This window comes from Scopulibacillus darangshiensis (assembly GCF_004341035.1).
GTDB lineage: Bacteria > Bacillota > Bacilli > Bacillales > Sporolactobacillaceae > Scopulibacillus > Scopulibacillus darangshiensis.
In genome coordinates, this window is the sequence record NZ_SLXK01000001.1 from 63,216 (window position 1) to 82,275 (window position 19,060).

Consider the following 19,060-nt stretch of genomic DNA (forward strand, 5'->3'; position numbering starts at 1 on the left):
CATGCTTAGGGGACTGCTCGCTGTTTTTATTATTGTTCCGGCCATTGAAATTTTTTTGTTTATAATCGTCGGTCGATATATTGGTCTTCCTTTAACTTTTTTATTGATTATTGGAACTGGTCTCTTGGGAGCATGGTTAATGAAACGCGAAGGCGGTGCGGTGCTGGCGCACATTAAGGCGGAGCTTGCCATGGGCAAATTGCCGGGGCAAACGGTTGTCGAGGGGCTATGCATATTAATCGGCGGGATGCTATTGTTAACACCCGGTTTTTTTACGGATCTCTGCGGATTTCTGTTGTTAATCCCGCCAGTTCGCCGCAAAGCAAAGGATTTTATTCTTAATTGGCTGAGAAAACAAATGGCTAAAGGCCGTTTTACCTTTCATTACAGGAGATAGGACTAGAGGACTTTACAGCTTCTCTAGTCCTTTTTGTTTGCGGTATTTTTTCCAAGGATATAATTCCAAATGTCTGTAAAAACATTAGCCTTAGCTAATGTTTTAATTATAACCAGAGTGACGGGACCGATGATTAAGCCGAGAAAGCCGAACAGCTTAAAGCCAACAAAAAGGGAGATGAGTGTTGCTAAAGGATCAAGTCCAATTGATGAGGACAGAATCTTCGGCTCCATAAGTTGGCGCTGAATGATGACAATCGCATATAGAACAGACAAGCCGATTGTAAAGGCATAGCTTCCTGTAAAGAAACTGTAAATGATCCAAGGTACAAAAACGACTCCAGTGCCAAGGTAGGGCATAAGATCAACAATCCCGGTGACGACCGCAATGGTGACAGGGTGGTCGACTCTTAGTATGAAAAGACCGATCAAAACGATAACAGCAGTAATGGAAATCAAGGTCAGCTGCGCGCGAATGAACCCGAGCAGCGCCTTTTTTAAATCCTCGTAAATGGTTTTAATATTATCGCCAATACGGGGGGGTGTTTTCTTTTTCACCAATAGACCAAGTTTATGCCAATCTTTACAAATGAAGAAAGTGGCGAGAAGAATGAAAATCAGTACGGTTAGAAGATTTGGCAAGGAAACAACGACGTTACTCAGCCAGGATATGATACTTTTCCCCGCTTCAGCCAGAGTATTACCGGCTGTTTGCCCGACATTTTGGATGTTATCCTGAATGGTTAATTGCTGGTTTTTTGACAAACTGTTAAAAAGATGAGTAATCCTCTCCCACAATGGAATGATATGTGTAAAAAAGAAATCCTGAAAATATTTGATCAGCTGTTGAACGTGATCCGGTACAACATTGGTTAAGTAAGTCAAACCGTTAATCAATTCGAACACAAACAAGGTGGCAAGACCGGCGATTAATCCAAAAACGATAATAATAACAACCAATGTAGCAAGCCATCTTGGGAGACTAATCTTTTTTTCTATAAGAGTCACAATCGGGTTGAGCAAAAAGGAGATGATAAAAGCGATAATAAAGGGATAGGCCAGATTACCCACATAATATAATACAACACCAATCAAAAATAAAATAAATACAACAAAAATAAAGCGGAAGAATATAAAAAGATATCTCAGTAGATTGTTGATGTAATGCGAATTCATGGCTTCCTCCCATGAGAAATTTGATTTTTATTGAAACTATTTTACACATCTCAAAGCAGTTTTTCAATTTTTGATTATGTTGTGTTCATTTTCATCGAATTAAATCTCTCTATTTCTATCTGTATCTACATTTATGGGCTTTTATGTTCACAAATGTGTTTTGTTTGTTTATAATTAAAGGTGACATACTTATCCTTCAATTACATTCAATTCTTAAATATTGAATATAATTCTTTGCGGTCTTAAATATAACCCGCATAAAGCCAAGTAAAGCAAGTTGTTAGTTGTTAAGGAGGAGATTTATTTTGGCATCCACTAAAGGATTAGAAGGAGTTGTCGCTACAACGTCAGCGATCAGCTCAATTGTTGATGGTGTGTTGAGATATAAAGGCTACAATATTGATGATTTAGCCTCTCAATCCACATTCGAAGAAGTTATTTACTTACTATGGAACGATACGCTGCCAAATAAGGCGGAATTGGATGAATTTAGGAAGGAATTGTCATTAAATGCGGAGGTTCCTGAAGAAGTCTTCAGACAAATAAAGGAATACCCGTTAGATGGTGTTCATCCAATGGCTGTGCTTCGGACTGCTGTTTCGACACTTGGTATTTATGATTCAGAAGCGGACGAAATGAATGAAGAAGTAAATAAAACAAAAGCCCTTAGAATTCAAGCGAAACTTCCTACAGTTGTAGCGGGTTTTGCGAGAATAAGAAATGGCCAAAAGCCTGTTGCACCGCATAAGGACCTTAGTTTGGCCGCGAATTTCCTATATATGCTAAATGACAGAGTGCCAAGCGATATTGAAGAAAAAGCTTTTAATAAGGCGCTCATTTTACATGCTGACCACGAGCTTAATGCTTCAACCTTTACAGCACGTGTTTGTGTAGCAACGCTTTCTGATATTTACTCAGGCGTTACCGCAGCTATCGGAGCACTAAAAGGCCCATTGCATGGCGGCGCTAACGAACGTGTTATGAAAATGCTTAGCGATATCGGCTCAGTTGACAACATTGACCCTTACCTTGAAAAAGCATTCGCAAACAAAGAAAAAATTATGGGATTTGGCCACCGCGTCTATAAAGACGGTGATCCCCGTGCCAAACACCTTAGAGAAATGTCCCGTAAGTTAACAGAAGGCACCGATAACTCAAAATGGTATGAGATGTCATTGAAGATTGAAGACATTATCACGAAGGAAAAAGGTTTACTGCCGAATGTTGACTTTTATTCAGCGAGTGTCTACCACAGTTTAGGGATTGAGCATGATCTCTTCACACCAATTTTTGCCGTAAGCCGTGTATCAGGCTGGCTTGCTCATATACTCGAGCAATATTCGGACAACCGATTAATCCGCCCTCGTGCTGAATATAATGGCCCAGAAGCGAGAGAATACACAGCAATTGAAAACCGTTAGAATATGAATAATTGCCCATTATGGGGTGAATTTTGTTAAAATAAAAGCAGCATCATAACAGGTGGGGAACTCCCCGACCTGTTATAATGATGATGAGACTTTAAAGTCAACCAGGAGGTATGCATTTTGGCAAACGGAGAACGCATTACAGTACAAGATGGTCATTTGAATGTACCAAACAATCCAATCATTCCTTATATCGAAGGTGACGGTATCGGTCCCGATATTTGGGCTGCCGCTTCAAGAGTTCTGGAAGCAGCCGTAGAGAAAGCTTATAATGGTGAAAAGAAAATTGCTTGGAAAGAAGTTCTTGCAGGTGAAAAAGCCTTTAATCAAACAGGTGAATGGCTTCCTGCTGAAACATTAGATGTAATCCGTGATTACATAATTGCCATTAAGGGACCCTTAACAACACCAGTTGGCGGCGGTATTCGTTCATTGAACGTTGCCCTTCGTCAAGAATTAGATTTGTTTACATGTTTACGTCCTGTCCGTTATTTCCAAGGTGTTCCTTCACCTGTAAAACGTCCTGAAGATACGGATATGGTCATTTTCCGTGAAAATACGGAAGATATTTATGCCGGGATTGAATATGCGAGTGGATCAGATGAAGTGAAGAAATTGATTAGTTTCTTACAAGATGAAATGGGCGTTAACAAAATCCGTTTCCCTGAAACATCTGGAATCGGTATTAAACCGGTTTCTTCAGAAGGAACGAAACGTCTGGTTCGTGCGGCAATTCAATATGCAATCAATGAAGGCCGCAAAAGCGTGACACTCGTTCATAAAGGCAACATTATGAAATTTACAGAAGGTGCTTTTAAGAACTGGGGTTATGAACTAGCTGAACAGGAATTCGGTGAAAAAGTATTTACATGGGCTCAATATGACCGTATTGCTGAAAATGATGGCAAAGATGCAGCGAATAAAGCGCAAGCAGACGCAGTAGCAGCCGGAAAAATCATCGTTAAAGATTCAATTGCTGACATTTTCCTACAACAAATCTTAACACGTCCGGCTGAATTCGATGTTGTTGCGACAATGAACCTTAATGGCGACTACATTTCCGATGCTTTGGCAGCTCAAGTCGGCGGTATTGGCATTGCTCCTGGGGCGAATATTAACTATGAAACGGGCCATGCCATTTTTGAAGCAACTCACGGTACTGCGCCAAAATATACTGGTTTGGATAAAGTTAATCCATCATCAGTGATCCTTTCAGGTGTCCTCATGCTTGAACACCTTAATTGGAATGAGGCCGCCAAGCTTGTTATGAATTCAATGGAAAAAACAATTGCAAGTAAAGTAGTAACATACGATTTTGCGCGTCTTATGGACGGTGCAACTGAAGTGAAGTGCTCTGAATTTGGTGATCAATTAATTAAAAATATGTAATTTGGGGGTCCTAAATATGGCGATCAAGCGTAAAAAGGTTTCCGTTATCGGTGCCGGTTTTACCGGGGCGACAACAGCTTTTCTCCTAGCCCAAAAAGAACTTGGTGATGTTGTGCTTGTTGACATTCCGCAAATGGAGGGCCCTACAAAGGGCAAGGCTCTTGATATGCTTGAAGCAAGTCCGGTGCAAGGGTTTGATTCTAACGTCATTGGTACATCAGATTATAAAGACACCGCAGATTCAGATGTCGTTGTGATAACAGCTGGTATCGCTAGAAAACCTGGTATGAGCCGTGATGATCTCGTAGCGACAAATGCCAAAATCATGAAAGATGTGACACGCCAAGTCGTGGAGCATTCACCAAATTGCGTCATTGTTGTTCTGACTAATCCCGCTGACGCCATGACTTACACGGCTTTCAAAGAATCCGGATTTCCGAAGAGTCGTGTCATTGGACAATCAGGTGTGCTTGATACTGCACGGTTCAGAACATTTGTTGCTCAGGAGCTGAATCTATCTGTTGAAGATGTCACAGGATTCGTCCTTGGCGGGCACGGTGATGATATGGTTCCGCTTATTAGATATTCCTATGCCGGCGGCATTCCATTGGAAAAGTTAATCCCTCAAGACCGCTTGAATGCCATTGTTGAGAGAACGAGAAAAGGCGGCGGTGAAATCGTCAGTCTTCTAGGGAATGGCAGTGCCTACTATGCACCTGCTGCGTCACTCACTCAGATGGTTGAAGCGATCGTAAAAGATAAGCGCCGCGTTCTGCCTGCGATTGCCTACCTGGAAGGTGAATACGGCTATGAGGATCTATATTTAGGCGTGCCAGTTGTTTTGGGCGGCAACGGATTGGAAAAGATTATTGAACTTGATTTAACAGATGATGAAAAACAATCCCTTTCTAAATCCGTTGACTCGGTCAAAAATGTTATGAACGCGTTGAATTAAAAGATGATAAAAAGGATTCGGAGGGGGTTCTCCGAATCCTTTTTAAACAACCTTTAGTGGGAGGCAAGGGCTTCATGCTATTAGGAAAAAAACGAAAGCTCGGACGAATGATTGATGAAATTAATCCAGGTGAAAAGGTGAGACTATCAGAAAAAATTGAGGATAAGGATTTGTTGCTTTTCCTTGGTCTGACTGATGATAATAACCCGCTTTTTATTCAACATGACTATGCCTCTCTTACACCATATAAAAAACCTATTGTGCCCCAAATTATGCTGACAGGCATGGTTACGGGAGCAGTGTCGAAAATTATGCCAGGGCCGGGAAGCAGCATTCTCAGCCAGACATTGCAATTTCCAAAGCCTGTGCATCATTACTCGGAAATCCATTTCTTATTAACCGTCCGAGATGTTGACAAGAATGAACGAACGGTCACAATCGATGTTACCGCTGAAGACGATCAGGGTGACATGGTTATTAAGGGACAATTGGTAGTTAGTCCCCCCTATCCCCCGGAACCTGTAACATCATCAACATTTGATAATTTTTAGATAGAGGTCGTTCAAAATAGAGAGAAAACTTGGCATTCGGCTAAGTTTTCTTTTTTATTAGGTGAAAAAATAGTATGATTAACTTGGTTACGAACAATTATAAGCAATGAATATCAGGAGGTAGGGACTTGCCAAATAGGATTCTTGTTGTGGATGATGAGCCATCCATTGTCACTTTATTGTCTTTTAATCTTGAAAAGGCGGGCTTTGAGGTTTTAACAGCCGAAACCGGAACCGATGCTCTGCAGAAAACCAAAGATAACCGGCTTGATCTGATTGTATTGGATTTAATGCTGCCTGAGATGGATGGGATAGATGTTTGCCGTAAACTTAGAGAAGAAGGGATCTTGGTGCCCATTCTAATGCTTACGGCGAAGGATGATGAACTTGATAAAATTCTCGGTCTTGAGCTTGGTGCGGATGATTATATGACCAAACCTTTCAGCCCAAGAGAAGTTGTTGCACGTGTTAAGGCGATACTAAGAAGATCTCATCACGCCGATGCTATGGCACAGCAGCGGTTAAGCGTTGGGGACATCACCGTATTTCCTGAGAATTATGAAGCTATTTTCAAAGGGAAACAAATGACTTTAACACCAAAAGAGTTTGAGTTGCTGTTATATTTAGTTCAGCACCTTGGCAAAGTTTTAACAAGAGAGCAATTATTGAATGCTGTCTGGCATTATGATTTTGCGGGCGATACCAGGATTGTTGATGTTCATGTCAGTCATTTGCGGGAAAAAATTGAAGCAGATACAAGAAAACCGCAATATATTAAGACTGTGCGCGGGCTTGGATACAAGCTAGAGGAACCAGCAAATGATGTCAAATCATTATAAATGGATAAGGTGGATTGTCATATTATTATGCTTGACAGGATTAATCCTTATCATCAATGAAACGATCAAGGCCGCCAATTCCAAGCAATATGAAAATGTGCTTAAAGAACGGGTGCCGGGTATCCAAGCCATAGCTTTGAAACAAGGTCATCTTCATATTGATGCTGAAAGTAATAAAAGCCTAAATCGATATGTAAAGAATGTAGGAGGAAGTCTAACCATCTACGATACCGATGGACAGGCCGTCTATTCCACACGCCGGCATCCCCATCAGCTAAAGGCGCCAAAAAAACTGCCATTATACCAAAATAGCCATGGTGCTTTCACCATCATTGAACCCATGATTCAGCAAAAAAAGACGACTGGTTTTATTAAAATGGAAGGTGAGCTTCCAAGGGTTAAGGGACTTTTGATTTTCTATGTCATCCTCTTTATTGCCGGCATTCTCTTGGTGCTGCTTTATGATCGCCTGGTAAGAAAGTTTTCGCGATCTATTCGCGAGGCGGCAAGCATGGCTGAAGATCTGTCACAAGGCCGTTATCAAAAGAGGGCTTCCGAATACATAGAGGATAGTGATGTGAGCAGGCTTAACTACTCTTTAAATGTTCTGGCACGCAGTCTTGAAAAAATAGCTAAGTCTTATTTGACGCAACAGGATCGCTTGAAAACACTGATCGAAAACATCGGCAGCGGACTTATTTTTATTGATGGCAACGGACGAATTAGCTTAGTCAATAAAACTTACCGGGAGACTTTTCAAGCGCCGACCGAAAATTGGCTGAATCAAACATATCAGGATGTGATACCTCATTCTGAGGTGACCCTGCTGATCACCGAAACTTTTAAAAGCGGGACGGCTTTAACCAAACAATTAAAATTACCTATCCGCATCGAAAGAAAGCATTTTGATGTGTCCTGTGCACCTATTTTAGATCAAAACGAAAGACTCAGGGGCATTGTTGTAGTCTTCCATGATATAACTGAACTGAAAAAGCTTGAAAAAATGAGAAAAGACTTCGTAGCCAATGTCTCCCATGAACTGAAAACACCTGTCACATCAGTTATCGGGTTTACCGAAACGCTGTTGGACGGTGCAATGGAAGAGCCAGAGCTGCAAGACAAATTCTTAAATATTATCCTCAGCGAGAGCAAAAGGCTGCAAACATTGATCAGCGAGCTGTTGGAGCTCTCCAAAATAGAGCAGGAACACTTTGAAATTAAATGGGAGCATGTCCAAATGACTGAGCTGTTGGATGATACTATCATGGTTTTAACAGAGAAGGCTGGAGAAAAAGGTATTACATTAACAGATAGTACGAAAGAAGCAGGAATTGCTCTTGGTGACCCGCAGCGGATCCGGCAAATCATGATAAATTTAATTACAAATGCGATTTCCTACACATCGGCAGGCGGCAAAATTCAAACCGAAATAAAAAACATGGGAGATGGAGTAAAGCTGATTGTCTCCGATACTGGCATCGGTATTGAACCAAACCAAATCCCAAGAATCTTTGAACGGTTTTACCGGGTTGATAAGGCAAGGAGCAGAAATTTAGGCGGTACTGGCCTTGGGCTGGCGATCGTCAAGCATCTTGTTGAGGCGCACGGCGGCCGGATCGATGTCGCAAGCAAGCCGGGAGAAGGAACAACATTTGAAATAACGTTTAAAAAACCTATAGCCTAAAGGAGAGGTTTCATTTTGAAAAAGCTTATTTTGGTTGATGGAAGCGGCATTGCTTATCGCGCTTTTTTTGCCCTTCCTTTGCTGAATACTGATAAAGGTGTATATACGAACGCTGTCTATGGTTTTACAACCATGCTGATGAAAATCATTGAAGAGGAAAAACCGACACACCTCCTTGTTGCCTTCGATGCGGGAAAGACGACATTTCGCCATAAGACTTATAAGGAATATAAAGGAACAAGGCAAAAGACGCCGCCGGAGCTGTCAGAGCAACTGCCTTTTATCCATGAGTTACTTGACAGCATGGGCATCAGCCGGTATGAACGGGATCAATATGAAGCGGATGATATCATTGGAACCCTATCAAAACAGGCTCAAGAAAAGGATTGGGATGTGAAGGTTGTTACCGGTGATAAGGACCTTTTGCAGCTCGTAGATGACCGCATCACAGTGTCATTGACACGTAAAGGGATTACCGATGTTGATGATTATGATAACGAGAAAGTTTTCGAACGCTATGAAATTGAACCAAAAAAAATAATTGATCTTAAAGGTCTAATGGGCGATTCCTCAGATAATATCCCTGGGGTGCCTGGTGTCGGTGAAAAGACAGCGATAAAATTACTCAAACAATACGGGTCGATGGAAAAAATCTTCGAATCACTCGAAGATATCTCGGGCAAAAAGCTTAAGGAGCGTCTGACAGAAAATAAAGATCAGGCCTTTATGAGTAAGGAGCTGGCTACCATTGACTGCGATGCGCCGGTGGATGTCACGCTGAATGACCTTGCTTTCAAAAAAGAGATGACAGAACAAATGGTTGACCTTTTTAAAGAGCTTGAATTCCATTCACTGCTTGAACGCATGGGCTTTGAAGAGGTCATAGATCAGGATACGAAAGAAGAGAAATTAGAATTTGAATCCCTATCTGAAATAAAGGAAGAGCACTTAACTTCTCCTAGTGCATTAGTTGTTGAGGTGCTAGAAGATAACTACCACTACGCAGATATCCTTGGTTTTGCCCTTGCCAATGAGAACGGCCGTTATTTCGTTCCAAGTGAAACCGCCTTTGGATCCGACAAATTTAAAAAGTGGCTTGCTGATGAAAACCAAAAAAAGATTGTTTTTGACGGCAAACGGGATGTTGTTGCTTTGAAATGGCGGAATATAGATTTAAATGGTGTGACCTTTGACATTCAAATGGCTTCTTATTTAATTGATCCATCTGAATCGAATCATGATCTTTCAGCCATTGCCAAAAGAAAAAAGTTTAATTATGTTTTCTCAGATGAGGCCTTTTACGGTAAAGGGGCAAAACGTACGATACCTGAAGATGAAAAGCTTGCAGATCATCTTATTAGAAAAGCGGAAGCTTTGCTTAAATTAATGCCTTCCTTGAAAAAAGAACTTGAGGAAAACAGGCAGAGCAGCCTTTTTTATGAATTAGAATTGCCTTTATCACTTGTACTTGCTGACATGGAAGTCATGGGAGTAAAAACAAGTAGGGAGACACTTGAAAAAATGGGTAAGGAGATCCATAAGAAGCTTGATGAAATAGAGAGAGACATTCATGAGCTTGCAGGAGTGACATTTAATATCAATTCCCCAAAACAGCTTGGTGAAGTGCTGTTCGAAAAGCTTGAACTGCCAGTCATTAAGAAAACGAAAACAGGGTATTCGACGTCAGCTGACGTATTGGAGAAGCTTGCCCCGAAGCATGAGATCATTTCGAAAATATTGGATTATCGCCAATTAGGCAAACTCAGTTCAACCTATGTCGATGGCCTTCTTAAAGTTATCCATCCGGAAACAGGGAAAATTCATACCCGATACAATCAGGCATTAACCCAAACCGGCAGGCTTAGTTCAACCGACCCGAACTTGCAAAATATCCCGATTCGTCTTGAGGAAGGGAAGAAGATCCGTAAAGCCTTTTTACCGGCAAATGACGATTGGGTCATTTTTTCCGCCGATTACTCACAGATTGAGTTAAGGGTATTAGCCCATATTGCTGAGGATAAAAATCTGATTGATGCTTTTGAAAATGAAATGGATATTCATACAAAAACCGCAATGGATGTCTTTGGAGTAGGAGAAGAGGAAGTCACTGATTTGATGAGGCGGCAGGCTAAAGCTGTAAACTTTGGTATTGTATACGGGATTAGTGATTACGGTCTGTCACAGAATCTTGGCATCACTAGAAAGGAAGCCGGTGAGTTTATTGACCGTTATCTGAATAGCTTCCCCGGTGTAAAACAATACATGGAAGATATAGTCCAGAAGGCCAAGCATGACGGCTATGTGACAACATTGCTTCATCGGAGAAGGTATTTGCCTGAAATAACGAGCAGGAATTTTAATCGCAGAAGCTTTGCTGAACGTACGGCGATGAATACACCTATCCAGGGCAGTGCAGCCGATATTATCAAAAAGGCTATGATAAATATGGCAGGTCGTCTTGAAAAAGAGGAATTAACAGCCAATATGCTTCTACAAGTCCACGATGAACTGATATTTGAAGCGCCAAAAAATGAAATTGATCGGTTAAAGAAAATTGTACCTGAAGTCATGGAGAACGCCGTATCATTGAATGTGCCGTTAAAGGTCGATTATGCCTATGGCGCAACCTGGTATGATGCAAAGTAAGAGAGGAAGATGGCAGTGCCTGAATTACCTGAGGTAGAAACGGTCAAAGAAACATTAAATAAGCTTGTCACCGACAAAACCATTGGCCATGTTGATGTCCGCTGGCCGAATATTATCCAGCGTCCTGATGACATAAAAGCCTTCCAAATGCTTTTGGAAGGCCAAACCATTGATACAATCGCGCGCCGGGGCAAATTTCTGTTATTTTACCTTGATGATTATGTATTGGTCTCTCATTTGAGAATGGAAGGGAAATACCGGCTTGAGGAACAGGATACACCTATAGACAAACACACCCATGTCATCTTCCGTTTTTCAGATGGAACCGAACTGAGATATCGGGACGTAAGGAAATTTGGAACGATGCACCTTTTTAACAAGGGGGAAGAATTTAATTCAAGCCCGCTTAGGCAGCTGGGTCCAGAACCCTTAAGCGACGTGTTCACTTCTGAATATTTATATAGTAAGTGCCAAAAAACGGAGCGGACGATCAAACAAGTTCTTTTGGATCAAACCATTGTTGTCGGTTTAGGCAATATATATGTCGATGAAGCTTTATTTTGTGCAAGGTTGCATCCTTTAACCAAAGCCAAGCATCTGTCAGCGGCTGACAGTGAAAGACTCTATGCCAGTATCCAAGAAACACTTCGTGAAGCGGTGGGGCTTGGGGGCAGTACGATCCGCACTTATCTTAACAGTCAGGGAGAAATGGGCATGTTTCAGCAAAGGTTAAATGTATACGGCCGTCAGGGTGACAGCTGCCCAAACTGTGGCACCCCTATTGAAAAAATTAAAGCAGGGGGAAGGGGCACGCATTTCTGCCCAGTTTGTCAGAATAGGGGGGATGGAAAGTGATAATCATCGGATTAACCGGCGGCATTGCCAGCGGTAAAAGCACGGTCTCTAAGATGATTCAGGAACAGCATATCCCGCTCATTGATGCTGATCAGATTGCCCGGGAGGTCGTCGAACCGGGAGAACCTGCTTATGATGAGATTGCTGAGACATTTGGAAGCGACGTTTTATTTGCTGATGGCACCTTGAATCGCAAGCAGCTAGGAAGTATTATTTTTCAGGATGAAAGCAAAAGAAAAAAACTGAACAGCATTGTCCATCCCCAGATTCGGAAGCAAATGAGTGGAAAAATAGCGGCTTATAAGTCAGAAGGCACCGAAGCGATCGTCCTCGACATCCCATTATTATTTGAAAGCAAATTAACAGGGTGGACAGATAAGGTCCTCCTCGTCTATGTGACACCTGATGTGCAATTAAAGCGGTTAATGTTGCGTGATGGCAGCACAGAGAAAGAAGCGCTGGCACGTATTCAATCACAGCTTCCGCTCGAGGAAAAGAAACAGCTTGCAGATGCCGTCATTAATAATAACGGATCAGTAGGCGATACACGGGGGCAGCTTATGGCCGCCTTGAAGCAATGGGGAGTAGGGAAATAACCATAAAACCGGGCATTTTGCATTTAAGGATGCCCAAATTTTTAAAAAATGGTAAAAACGCTTTCATTTTGTTCGGTATATGTTATACTATTTTTAGTAAAGACAACAAATTGTATAACATATTACGGAGGTTGATGGTTCATGTCTGTGAACGTCGCAATCAATGGATTTGGCCGAATTGGCCGTATGGTCTTCAGAAAAGCTGTAAATGATTCTCAATTAAATATAGTGGCAATAAATGCTAGTTATCCAGCGGAAACATTAGCCCATCTTATTAAATATGACAGTGTCCATGGCCGGTTTCAAGGTGATGTTGATGTTGTTGATGATAATACATTAAAGGTAAGCAACCGGATTATACAAATTGTTAATGAACGTGATCCAAAACAGTGCCCGTGGAAAGAATTGGATATTGAATTAGTTATTGAAGCAACTGGGAAATTCAAATCCCGCGAGACAGCCGGGTATCATATTGAAGCAGGAGCAAAGAAGGTTGTGATTACTGCCCCAGGTAAAGATGAAGATATTACTATTGTCATGGGTGTGAATGATGACCAATATAATGCAGATCAGCACCATGTTGTTTCTAACGCATCATGTACGACCAATTGTCTTGCACCTGTAGCTAAGGTCTTGGATGAAGCTTTTGGCATCGCATCAGGAATGATGACGACCATCCATTCCTATACAAATGATCAAAAGAATATCGACAACCCGCACAAGGATCTAAGAAGAGCAAGGGCTTGCGCGGAGTCGATTATCCCAACATCCACCGGGGCCGCCAAAGCGATCGCAAAAGTGCTGCCGCAATTAACGGGAAAATTGAATGGTATGGCTCTTCGTGTTCCAACACCAAACGTGTCCCTTGTTGACCTGGTGGTTGAGCTCAAGAAAGATGTGACAGTTGATGACATCAATCATGCTCTGCAATCCGCAGCGGAAGCACCTGCAAACCATGGCATCTTAGCATACACAGATGAGCCGCTTGTCTCCATTGATTTCAATACTGATGAGCATTCAGCGATTGTCGATGGGTTATCTACAATGGTAATGGATGGGAACAAAGTGAAAGTTCTTGCCTGGTATGACAATGAATGGGGTTATTCCTGCCGAGTCGTTGATTTGGCAAAACTCATCGCGGCAGGTATTGCGAATAAAAAAAACGTTAAAGTATCGTAAAGAAAACTTGCCGATTGGCAAGCCTTTGGCGAAGACAGAGGCGTAGTTGCCCTTATGTGCGTCAGAAAGTTATACTTTCTGATTAACTAAAGAAAACTTGCCGATTGGCGAGCCTTTGGCGAAGACAGAGGTGTAGTTGCCCTTATGTGCGTCAGAAAGTTATACTTTCTGATTAACTAAATAAAAGGCCGAAGAAAGGAAGCCTGCATTCGCCACGGGCTTCTTTTTTCTTTTATTGGCTTTGTCTAGCTTCACGCGCCTAACTTAAAAAAACATTGCAATATCAAATTAAAACAAGTATACTATTCTTCGTTAATACAAAAAGTGTACATTAAAGGGTTTGTTTGCACTTAAAGGGTTAGGACCTCATCGGACTAACTATCCCCCGTGGTGCACGAACAATCCAGCATGCGAACATGAAGCATGTAACTTTTTCCTAGGGGGGCTTTATATGGATACTATGGGACGACACGTTATTTCCGAACTATGGAAATGCGATATCAACAAATTAAATGACATGAATTATATCGAGAAAGTTTTTGTAGATGCGGCATTGGCTGCTGGTGCGGAGGTACGGGAAGTTGCCTTTCATAAGTTTGCGCCTCAGGGTGTCAGCGGAGTGGTCATTATTTCTGAATCACATTTAACCATCCACAGTTTTCCTGAACATGGCTATGCCAGCATTGATGTATATACTTGCGGCGATCGCATTGATCCCAATGTTGCCGCCGAATATATTGCTGAAGCCCTTGGCTCGGAAGTGTCCGAGAAAATGGAACTGCCAAGAGGTATGGGTCCGGTTGGCGTTCAGCACAGGGAAATCACGACAACAAAATAGGTATTTAATAAAAGGGGTGCCGCGGGTAGCCCTTTTTTTACTATAATAGAATATACACCACCCTAGGTTAGGAGGAGTCACGTGACATTGTTAAGCAAAATCAGTCGGTTATTCGACAATCATTCAGAGACAGCTGACCACCATGATGATCAGCGGCTGCGCACTCATTATTATAGAACAACAAAGGATAAATTATATAAAGAATGTCTGCAAATGATAGAACGTGAAGCGGATATGAGAGTCGTGGCAGAATCACATGAGCGGGGTGAGATATCTGTTCAGCTTACAGGTAAAAAAAACGGTCTATTAATAATCACTATTATAATGGTTAGAGCCTTTCACACGGCTGTCGATTTTTCATTGTCCCTGGAAAAAGGGATGAATTTCAACTATTGCGAGAAACAGATTGAAGCGTTTTATCAAAAATTGGATCACGTTTTTCCTGTGAGTGAATAACAGAAAGTGATTGCTGTATGGCTTAATGTTATACTAAAATAAAACGGTAAACTCCCGATGAGGTGGATTATGCGTTGTCCAAATTGCAAAAAAACGGGTACGAAGGTTTTGGATTCACGTCCTGTAAACGAAGGCGGCTCAATTCGCAGAAGGCGCGAGTGCGAGTCATGCCATTATCGCTTCACAACATTTGAGACCGTTGAGGAAATCCCTCTGATCGTTGTCAAGAAAGGTGAGGACAGGGAAGCCTTCAGCCGGGATAAGATATTGCGAGGCTTAATTAAGGCCTGCGAGAAACGCCCCGTACCCTTAGAAAGACTTGAGAAGATCGTTGGAAATGTAGAAAAGAATTTGCGCGGTAACGGTATTTCTGAAGTGAAAAGTCACGATATCGGCGAGCTTGTTATGGATGAGCTGGCGACGGTTGATGAAGTGGCATATGTTCGATTTGCATCAGTCTATCGCCAATTTAAAGATATCAATGTTTTTATCCACGAGCTTAAGGATTTGCTGAAAAAAGCGAATAAAGCTGACGAATAAAGAGCTGACATAGGCTCTTTATTCTCTGTTATGACATACCGCCTTTTTGTGAGGTGAAAGGTTTTGCAACACCACTGGAAGGACATGCTCCCAGGTGACCGTTATGTTGTCAGACTGAATGGGCTTTTGCATTTTTTTGATCAAAAAGTAATTACACGTCTTTATCAGCCCTTGATTGGCCCCGGAGCAAGCAGTTTATATACAACACTTTGGCATGAGGTTGATGACCGCCTCTTTATAAGCGGGACACTGACACACCATCATTTAATGGTCAGTACGAATACCCCATTAAGCACCCTGCTTCAGGAAAGAAAAAAGCTTGAAGCAATCGGACTTTTAAAAACGTTTAAGAAAAAAGAGAAGGATCAGCTTGTATTGTTTTACGAGCTGCAGCCGCCTTTAACGCCAAAACAATTTTTCACTGATGGCCTCTTGAATATTTATCTTTATAATCGCATCGGCCATCAGGATTACAACCGTTTAAAACAGTCTTTTATTCAAGATAAGTTATCAGAGCAAGACATTGAAAACGTCACGGTTGATTTTAATGACATTTTTCAATCCGTTCATCCATCAGAATTAAAAAATAACGATCAAGAGCTTCAAGAAAGCAACGTTTGGCTCGATCGAGAGCAAAGTTCGGAGCCGATTCTTAAAAGAAGCTTTGATTTTGATGAGCTGTACCGTTATATATCAAGTGTCATTATATCTAAAGAAGCTTTTACGGTAGAAGTAAAAGAAGCAATTGAAAAACTCAGCTTTGTCTACCAGCTTACACCGCTTGATATGAGCAAGGTGATCCAAGAGGCATTCATCCACACAGGGGAGATTGATATACAGGTCTTGCGGAAGGAAGTGCGGAATTATTATCGCTTGGAAGCGGGCGTTCAGCTTCCAGCTCTAAGCAGCCGTCTGCAGCCGCTATCCGCTCAAGAAATGGCCGGGAAAACACCACAGACAGATGTTGAACGCCAGATTCAGCAATTCGAGCTAATGTCACCTTATGATATTCTTGAACAAATGGCAGATGGCGGAGAGCCGGCTGCACCGGATTTGAGGCTTGTTGAAGAAATTCTTTTTGAACAAAAGTTGAATCCGGGTGTTGTTAATGTTCTGATCCATTATGTTATGGTAACGAATGATCAGAAGCTGATAAAATCTTATGTTGAGAAACTTGCAGGACACTGGGCAAGGAAAAAGATAAAAACGGTTCGTGAGGCGATGGCCCTTGCCAAGTCTGAGTTTGAAAAGACTCAGGAATGGTCAGCAACCAAAAAAGGCCATAGAACAAAAGCTGGAAAAAACAGCCGGCAGGACAAGCTTCCTAAATGGATGACCGGTGAAACGGAAGCTAAAGAGTCCAGTGAAAATAAAATATCAAAAGAGGAAGCTGTGCAAAAGGAAAAATGGTTAGAAGAGTATTTAAATAATTTATGACGTTAAAAAGGGGGTGTCAATTTGGAGTCAATAAAAGCCGCCATTCGTGAGCTGGCAAAAGGAATGCCGATTGATTCGGTCAATCAAAAGTTAGCTGAATCCCTGATGAAAGATCCCCGGATCCAGTCTTTTTTAAAAAAACATCCCGACATGAATGAAGACACCTTTTATAAAAGTATCCCAAAGCTTTACCAATATGTGACTGAGCATAATAATTGTGAGCAATGTCCAGGCTTGAACAATTGCCCTAATATGCTGAAGGGCTACCAACCTGATTTGATTTATGATAAACAATCCATCGCTCTGACGTTCAAGCCCTGCTCCTTAAAAAGAGCGGAAGAACAGCGAAAAAAACAATCGGGACTTGTAAGAAGCTTCTATGTACCAAAAGACATTCTGCAGGCAACATTCCAATCGATTGATAAGTCGGACCCTGAACGGTATCGAGCACTCAAGGCAGCGGGGGATTTTGTTAAAGCCTATATTGACCATCCGGAAAGTGCAAATGGCCTTTACTTTTATGGGAAATTTGGTGTCGGAAAAACCTATATTATGGGTGCCTTAATGAATGCTTTGGCGGAAAGAAAGCAAGTGCCGTCATTAATGGTGTACACACCGGATTTCATTAGGGAGCTTAAAGGGGCGATTCAGGATCATACACTTGATGAAAAGCTGGATTACATTAAGACAGCGCCGGTGTTGATTTTAGATGATATTGGTGCGGAGACGATGACGCCATGGACCCGCGATGAACTGCTTGGAAGCATTCTGCAATATCGAATGATGGAGAAACTGCCGACATTGTATACGTCGAATTATGATTATGATGAGCTTGAAGAGCACTTGTCTTATTCTCAAAAAAGCGGGACGGAAAGTTTGAAAGCAAAGCGGATTATGGAACGGATCCGTCATTATACGAAATTGGTAACGATTGAAGGAACAAATCGCAGAACTGCCGGGGATTAATCTGTTCATATCCCTGGCATTTTTTTAGGTAAGAAAGTATAAACTTTCTTACGCACATAAGTGCACTGGCTAAAGACGTAACATCCTGTTACAACGCCAGTACTAGCACGTCCTGTGCGTCGCAACTACGCCTCTGTCTTCGCCAAAGGCTCGCCAATCGGCAAGTTTTCTTTATTCTTTATTATAAAAAAGACATGTTTTAATAGCTGGTCCCATATAGTGTATGGAAAGAGAGAAGGAGGGATCGGTTTGATTTCAGTAACATTTGAGTCAAGACACGAGGCAGTGTCTTTACATACATGTATAGGTGCTATGTTTGGGGATATGATCGAGCTGTATTTAAGCAATGACATGGTGATGATCGGCACGGAAGGTCAAAAGCTGCCGGCTGCAACCCAAAAGGCCTTAACGGACACTTTCGTCGATTTTATTATTAACATGTATGAAGAAAAGTGGCTGCTGGATATTATTGAGAGCAACTTTTACTTTAGCGAGCAGCATGATCAGGAAGCGATATTAGATATTGTCTACGCTATTTTTGACGGGGAAAAAAGCGATCTGCCGAGGGTTGATGCCTTGCCTTCGAAACACGGTGTGTTAAGGGAAGCGATTTTTGATCTCATTGAGGGCCAGTCATCCTTTTCTTTTGAATCACTGACAACCTTTCGTTTGACTGGATTCAGGACTTGCCTGCAAAGATATGTGGAGCTTGCCATCGATGAGTATAAGCTGCAGCAAGAATACCTGGCTTTTGTTGAAAAGTTAAGACAGATTATTACGACATACCACCCGCTTCATCAAACGATCTATGTGGTAGATGATGAGCCTTTTAAGCTTTATGATGACAAGCATAAACCAATCAATAACAGCCAATCCGTCCGCTCTTTTTATCCCATCTTAAAGCAGTGGGGCATTGAGGCGGAGCCATCTATTTTACTGAGCCTAATCAGTTTAGCACCAAAAAAGGTTGTGGTATATACTGACCGCCCTGATCACGGTATGATGAAAACGCTGCAAAATGTCTTTGAGGACCGGGTCTGTTTTTCACTAAAGGATTGGACCGCTGGATCACACCTGCATAAAACATGAGGAAGTTGTTGGATTTTGTAAAAGAGGCTTGATTTTCTTTA

Annotated in this window: 18 protein-coding genes; 17 read left to right on the plus strand and 1 reads right to left on the minus strand. The window is 41.8% G+C overall.

What is annotated here, in order from left to right; all coding sequences use genetic code 11:
- Position 1 precedes the first annotated feature (1 nt).
- The gene (locus tag EV207_RS00305; RefSeq protein WP_132742609.1) at positions 2 to 397 is read left to right on the plus strand and encodes an FxsA family protein; all 396 of its coding nucleotides are present in this window, start codon (positions 2 to 4) and stop codon (positions 395 to 397) included.
- Positions 398 to 420: 23 nt separating this feature from the next.
- On the opposite strand, the gene ytvI is transcribed toward EV207_RS00305, so the two are convergent.
- Positions 421 to 1,572 (minus strand): sporulation integral membrane protein YtvI, encoded by a 1,152-nt coding sequence (ytvI, locus tag EV207_RS00310; RefSeq protein WP_132742610.1) that lies wholly within the window; start codon positions 1,570 to 1,572, stop codon positions 421 to 423.
- 305 nt (positions 1,573 to 1,877) lie between these two features.
- Here ytvI and citZ point away from each other — a divergent pair, with 305 nt between their 5' ends.
- The 16 genes from citZ to ytxC all read left to right on the plus strand — a co-directional run bounded on the left by citZ (position 1,878) and on the right by ytxC (position 19,019).
- Positions 1,878 to 2,993 (plus strand): citrate synthase, encoded by a 1,116-nt coding sequence (citZ, locus tag EV207_RS00315; protein ID WP_132742611.1) that lies wholly within the window; start codon positions 1,878 to 1,880, stop codon positions 2,991 to 2,993.
- 123 nt (positions 2,994 to 3,116) lie between these two features.
- Positions 3,117 to 4,388, plus strand: a complete 1,272-nt coding sequence (icd, locus tag EV207_RS00320) for an NADP-dependent isocitrate dehydrogenase (protein WP_279389154.1) — start codon at positions 3,117 to 3,119, stop codon at positions 4,386 to 4,388.
- Positions 4,389 to 4,404: 16 nt separating this feature from the next.
- The gene (gene mdh, locus EV207_RS00325) at positions 4,405 to 5,343 is read left to right on the plus strand and encodes a malate dehydrogenase (RefSeq protein ID WP_132742613.1); all 939 of its coding nucleotides are present in this window, start codon (positions 4,405 to 4,407) and stop codon (positions 5,341 to 5,343) included.
- A 74-nt stretch (positions 5,344 to 5,417) separates the two neighbouring features.
- Positions 5,418 to 5,894, plus strand: coding sequence for a MaoC/PaaZ C-terminal domain-containing protein (locus EV207_RS00330; protein ID WP_132742614.1), 477 nt, complete (start codon positions 5,418 to 5,420; stop codon positions 5,892 to 5,894).
- 128 nt (positions 5,895 to 6,022) lie between these two features.
- Positions 6,023 to 6,733: a response regulator transcription factor gene (locus tag EV207_RS00335; RefSeq protein ID WP_132742615.1), complete on the plus strand. Its 711-nt coding sequence runs from the start codon at positions 6,023 to 6,025 to the stop codon at positions 6,731 to 6,733.
- Entirely contained in the window at positions 6,714 to 8,417 is a 1,704-nt protein-coding gene (gene pnpS / locus EV207_RS00340; RefSeq protein ID WP_132742616.1) for a two-component system histidine kinase PnpS, read from the plus strand. The genes EV207_RS00335 and pnpS overlap by 20 nt, the downstream gene beginning before the upstream one ends.
- A 15-nt stretch (positions 8,418 to 8,432) precedes the next feature.
- Entirely contained in the window at positions 8,433 to 11,063 is a 2,631-nt protein-coding gene (gene polA / locus EV207_RS00345; RefSeq protein ID WP_165886788.1) for a DNA polymerase I, read from the plus strand.
- A gap of 15 nt (positions 11,064 to 11,078) precedes the next feature.
- Positions 11,079 to 11,918 (plus strand): DNA-formamidopyrimidine glycosylase, encoded by an 840-nt coding sequence (mutM, locus tag EV207_RS00350; protein WP_132742618.1) that lies wholly within the window; start codon positions 11,079 to 11,081, stop codon positions 11,916 to 11,918.
- Entirely contained in the window at positions 11,915 to 12,514 is a 600-nt protein-coding gene (gene coaE / locus EV207_RS00355; RefSeq protein ID WP_132742619.1) for a dephospho-CoA kinase, read from the plus strand. The genes mutM and coaE overlap by 4 nt, the downstream gene beginning before the upstream one ends.
- 141 nt (positions 12,515 to 12,655) lie before the next feature.
- Positions 12,656 to 13,693 carry a glyceraldehyde-3-phosphate dehydrogenase gene (locus EV207_RS00360; protein WP_132742620.1) on the plus strand — a complete coding sequence of 346 codons (1,038 nt, stop codon included), beginning with the start codon at positions 12,656 to 12,658 and terminating at the stop codon, positions 13,691 to 13,693.
- 451 nt (positions 13,694 to 14,144) lie between these two features.
- Positions 14,145 to 14,531, plus strand: coding sequence for an adenosylmethionine decarboxylase (gene speD, locus EV207_RS00365; protein WP_132742621.1), 387 nt, complete (start codon positions 14,145 to 14,147; stop codon positions 14,529 to 14,531).
- 81 nt (positions 14,532 to 14,612) lie between these two features.
- On the plus strand, positions 14,613 to 14,987 hold the full coding sequence (locus EV207_RS00370) for a cytosolic protein (protein WP_132742622.1): 375 nt from the start codon (positions 14,613 to 14,615) through the stop codon (positions 14,985 to 14,987).
- Positions 14,988 to 15,056: 69 nt separating this feature from the next.
- On the plus strand, positions 15,057 to 15,527 hold the full coding sequence (nrdR, locus tag EV207_RS00375; protein WP_132742623.1) for a transcriptional regulator NrdR: 471 nt from the start codon (positions 15,057 to 15,059) through the stop codon (positions 15,525 to 15,527).
- A gap of 63 nt (positions 15,528 to 15,590) precedes the next feature.
- The gene (locus tag EV207_RS00380) at positions 15,591 to 16,964 is read left to right on the plus strand and encodes a replication initiation and membrane attachment family protein (protein ID WP_132742624.1); all 1,374 of its coding nucleotides are present in this window, start codon (positions 15,591 to 15,593) and stop codon (positions 16,962 to 16,964) included.
- 21 nt (positions 16,965 to 16,985) lie between these two features.
- Entirely contained in the window at positions 16,986 to 17,930 is a 945-nt protein-coding gene (gene dnaI, locus EV207_RS00385; RefSeq protein ID WP_132742625.1) for a primosomal protein DnaI, read from the plus strand.
- A gap of 249 nt (positions 17,931 to 18,179) precedes the next feature.
- The gene (ytxC, locus tag EV207_RS00390; protein WP_243646895.1) at positions 18,180 to 19,019 is read left to right on the plus strand and encodes a sporulation protein YtxC; all 840 of its coding nucleotides are present in this window, start codon (positions 18,180 to 18,182) and stop codon (positions 19,017 to 19,019) included.
- Positions 19,020 to 19,060 lie beyond the last annotated feature (41 nt).

Excerpts from the sequence above, each read along its gene's own strand:
- EV207_RS00305 (WP_132742609.1), top strand. The coding sequence starts at position 2 with ATGCTTAGGGGACTGCTCGCTGTTTTTATTATTGTTCCGGCCATTGAA.
- ytvI (WP_132742610.1), bottom strand. The coding sequence starts at position 1,572 with ATGAATTCGCATTACATCAACAATCTACTGAGATATCTTTTTATATTC.
- mdh (WP_132742613.1), top strand. The coding sequence starts at position 4,405 with ATGGCGATCAAGCGTAAAAAGGTTTCCGTTATCGGTGCCGGTTTTACC.
- EV207_RS00330 (WP_132742614.1), top strand. The coding sequence starts at position 5,418 with ATGCTATTAGGAAAAAAACGAAAGCTCGGACGAATGATTGATGAAATT.
- pnpS (WP_132742616.1), top strand. The coding sequence starts at position 6,714 with ATGATGTCAAATCATTATAAATGGATAAGGTGGATTGTCATATTATTA.
- EV207_RS00360 (WP_132742620.1), top strand. The coding sequence starts at position 12,656 with ATGTCTGTGAACGTCGCAATCAATGGATTTGGCCGAATTGGCCGTATG.
- speD (WP_132742621.1), top strand. The coding sequence starts at position 14,145 with ATGGATACTATGGGACGACACGTTATTTCCGAACTATGGAAATGCGAT.
- nrdR (WP_132742623.1), top strand. The coding sequence starts at position 15,057 with ATGCGTTGTCCAAATTGCAAAAAAACGGGTACGAAGGTTTTGGATTCA.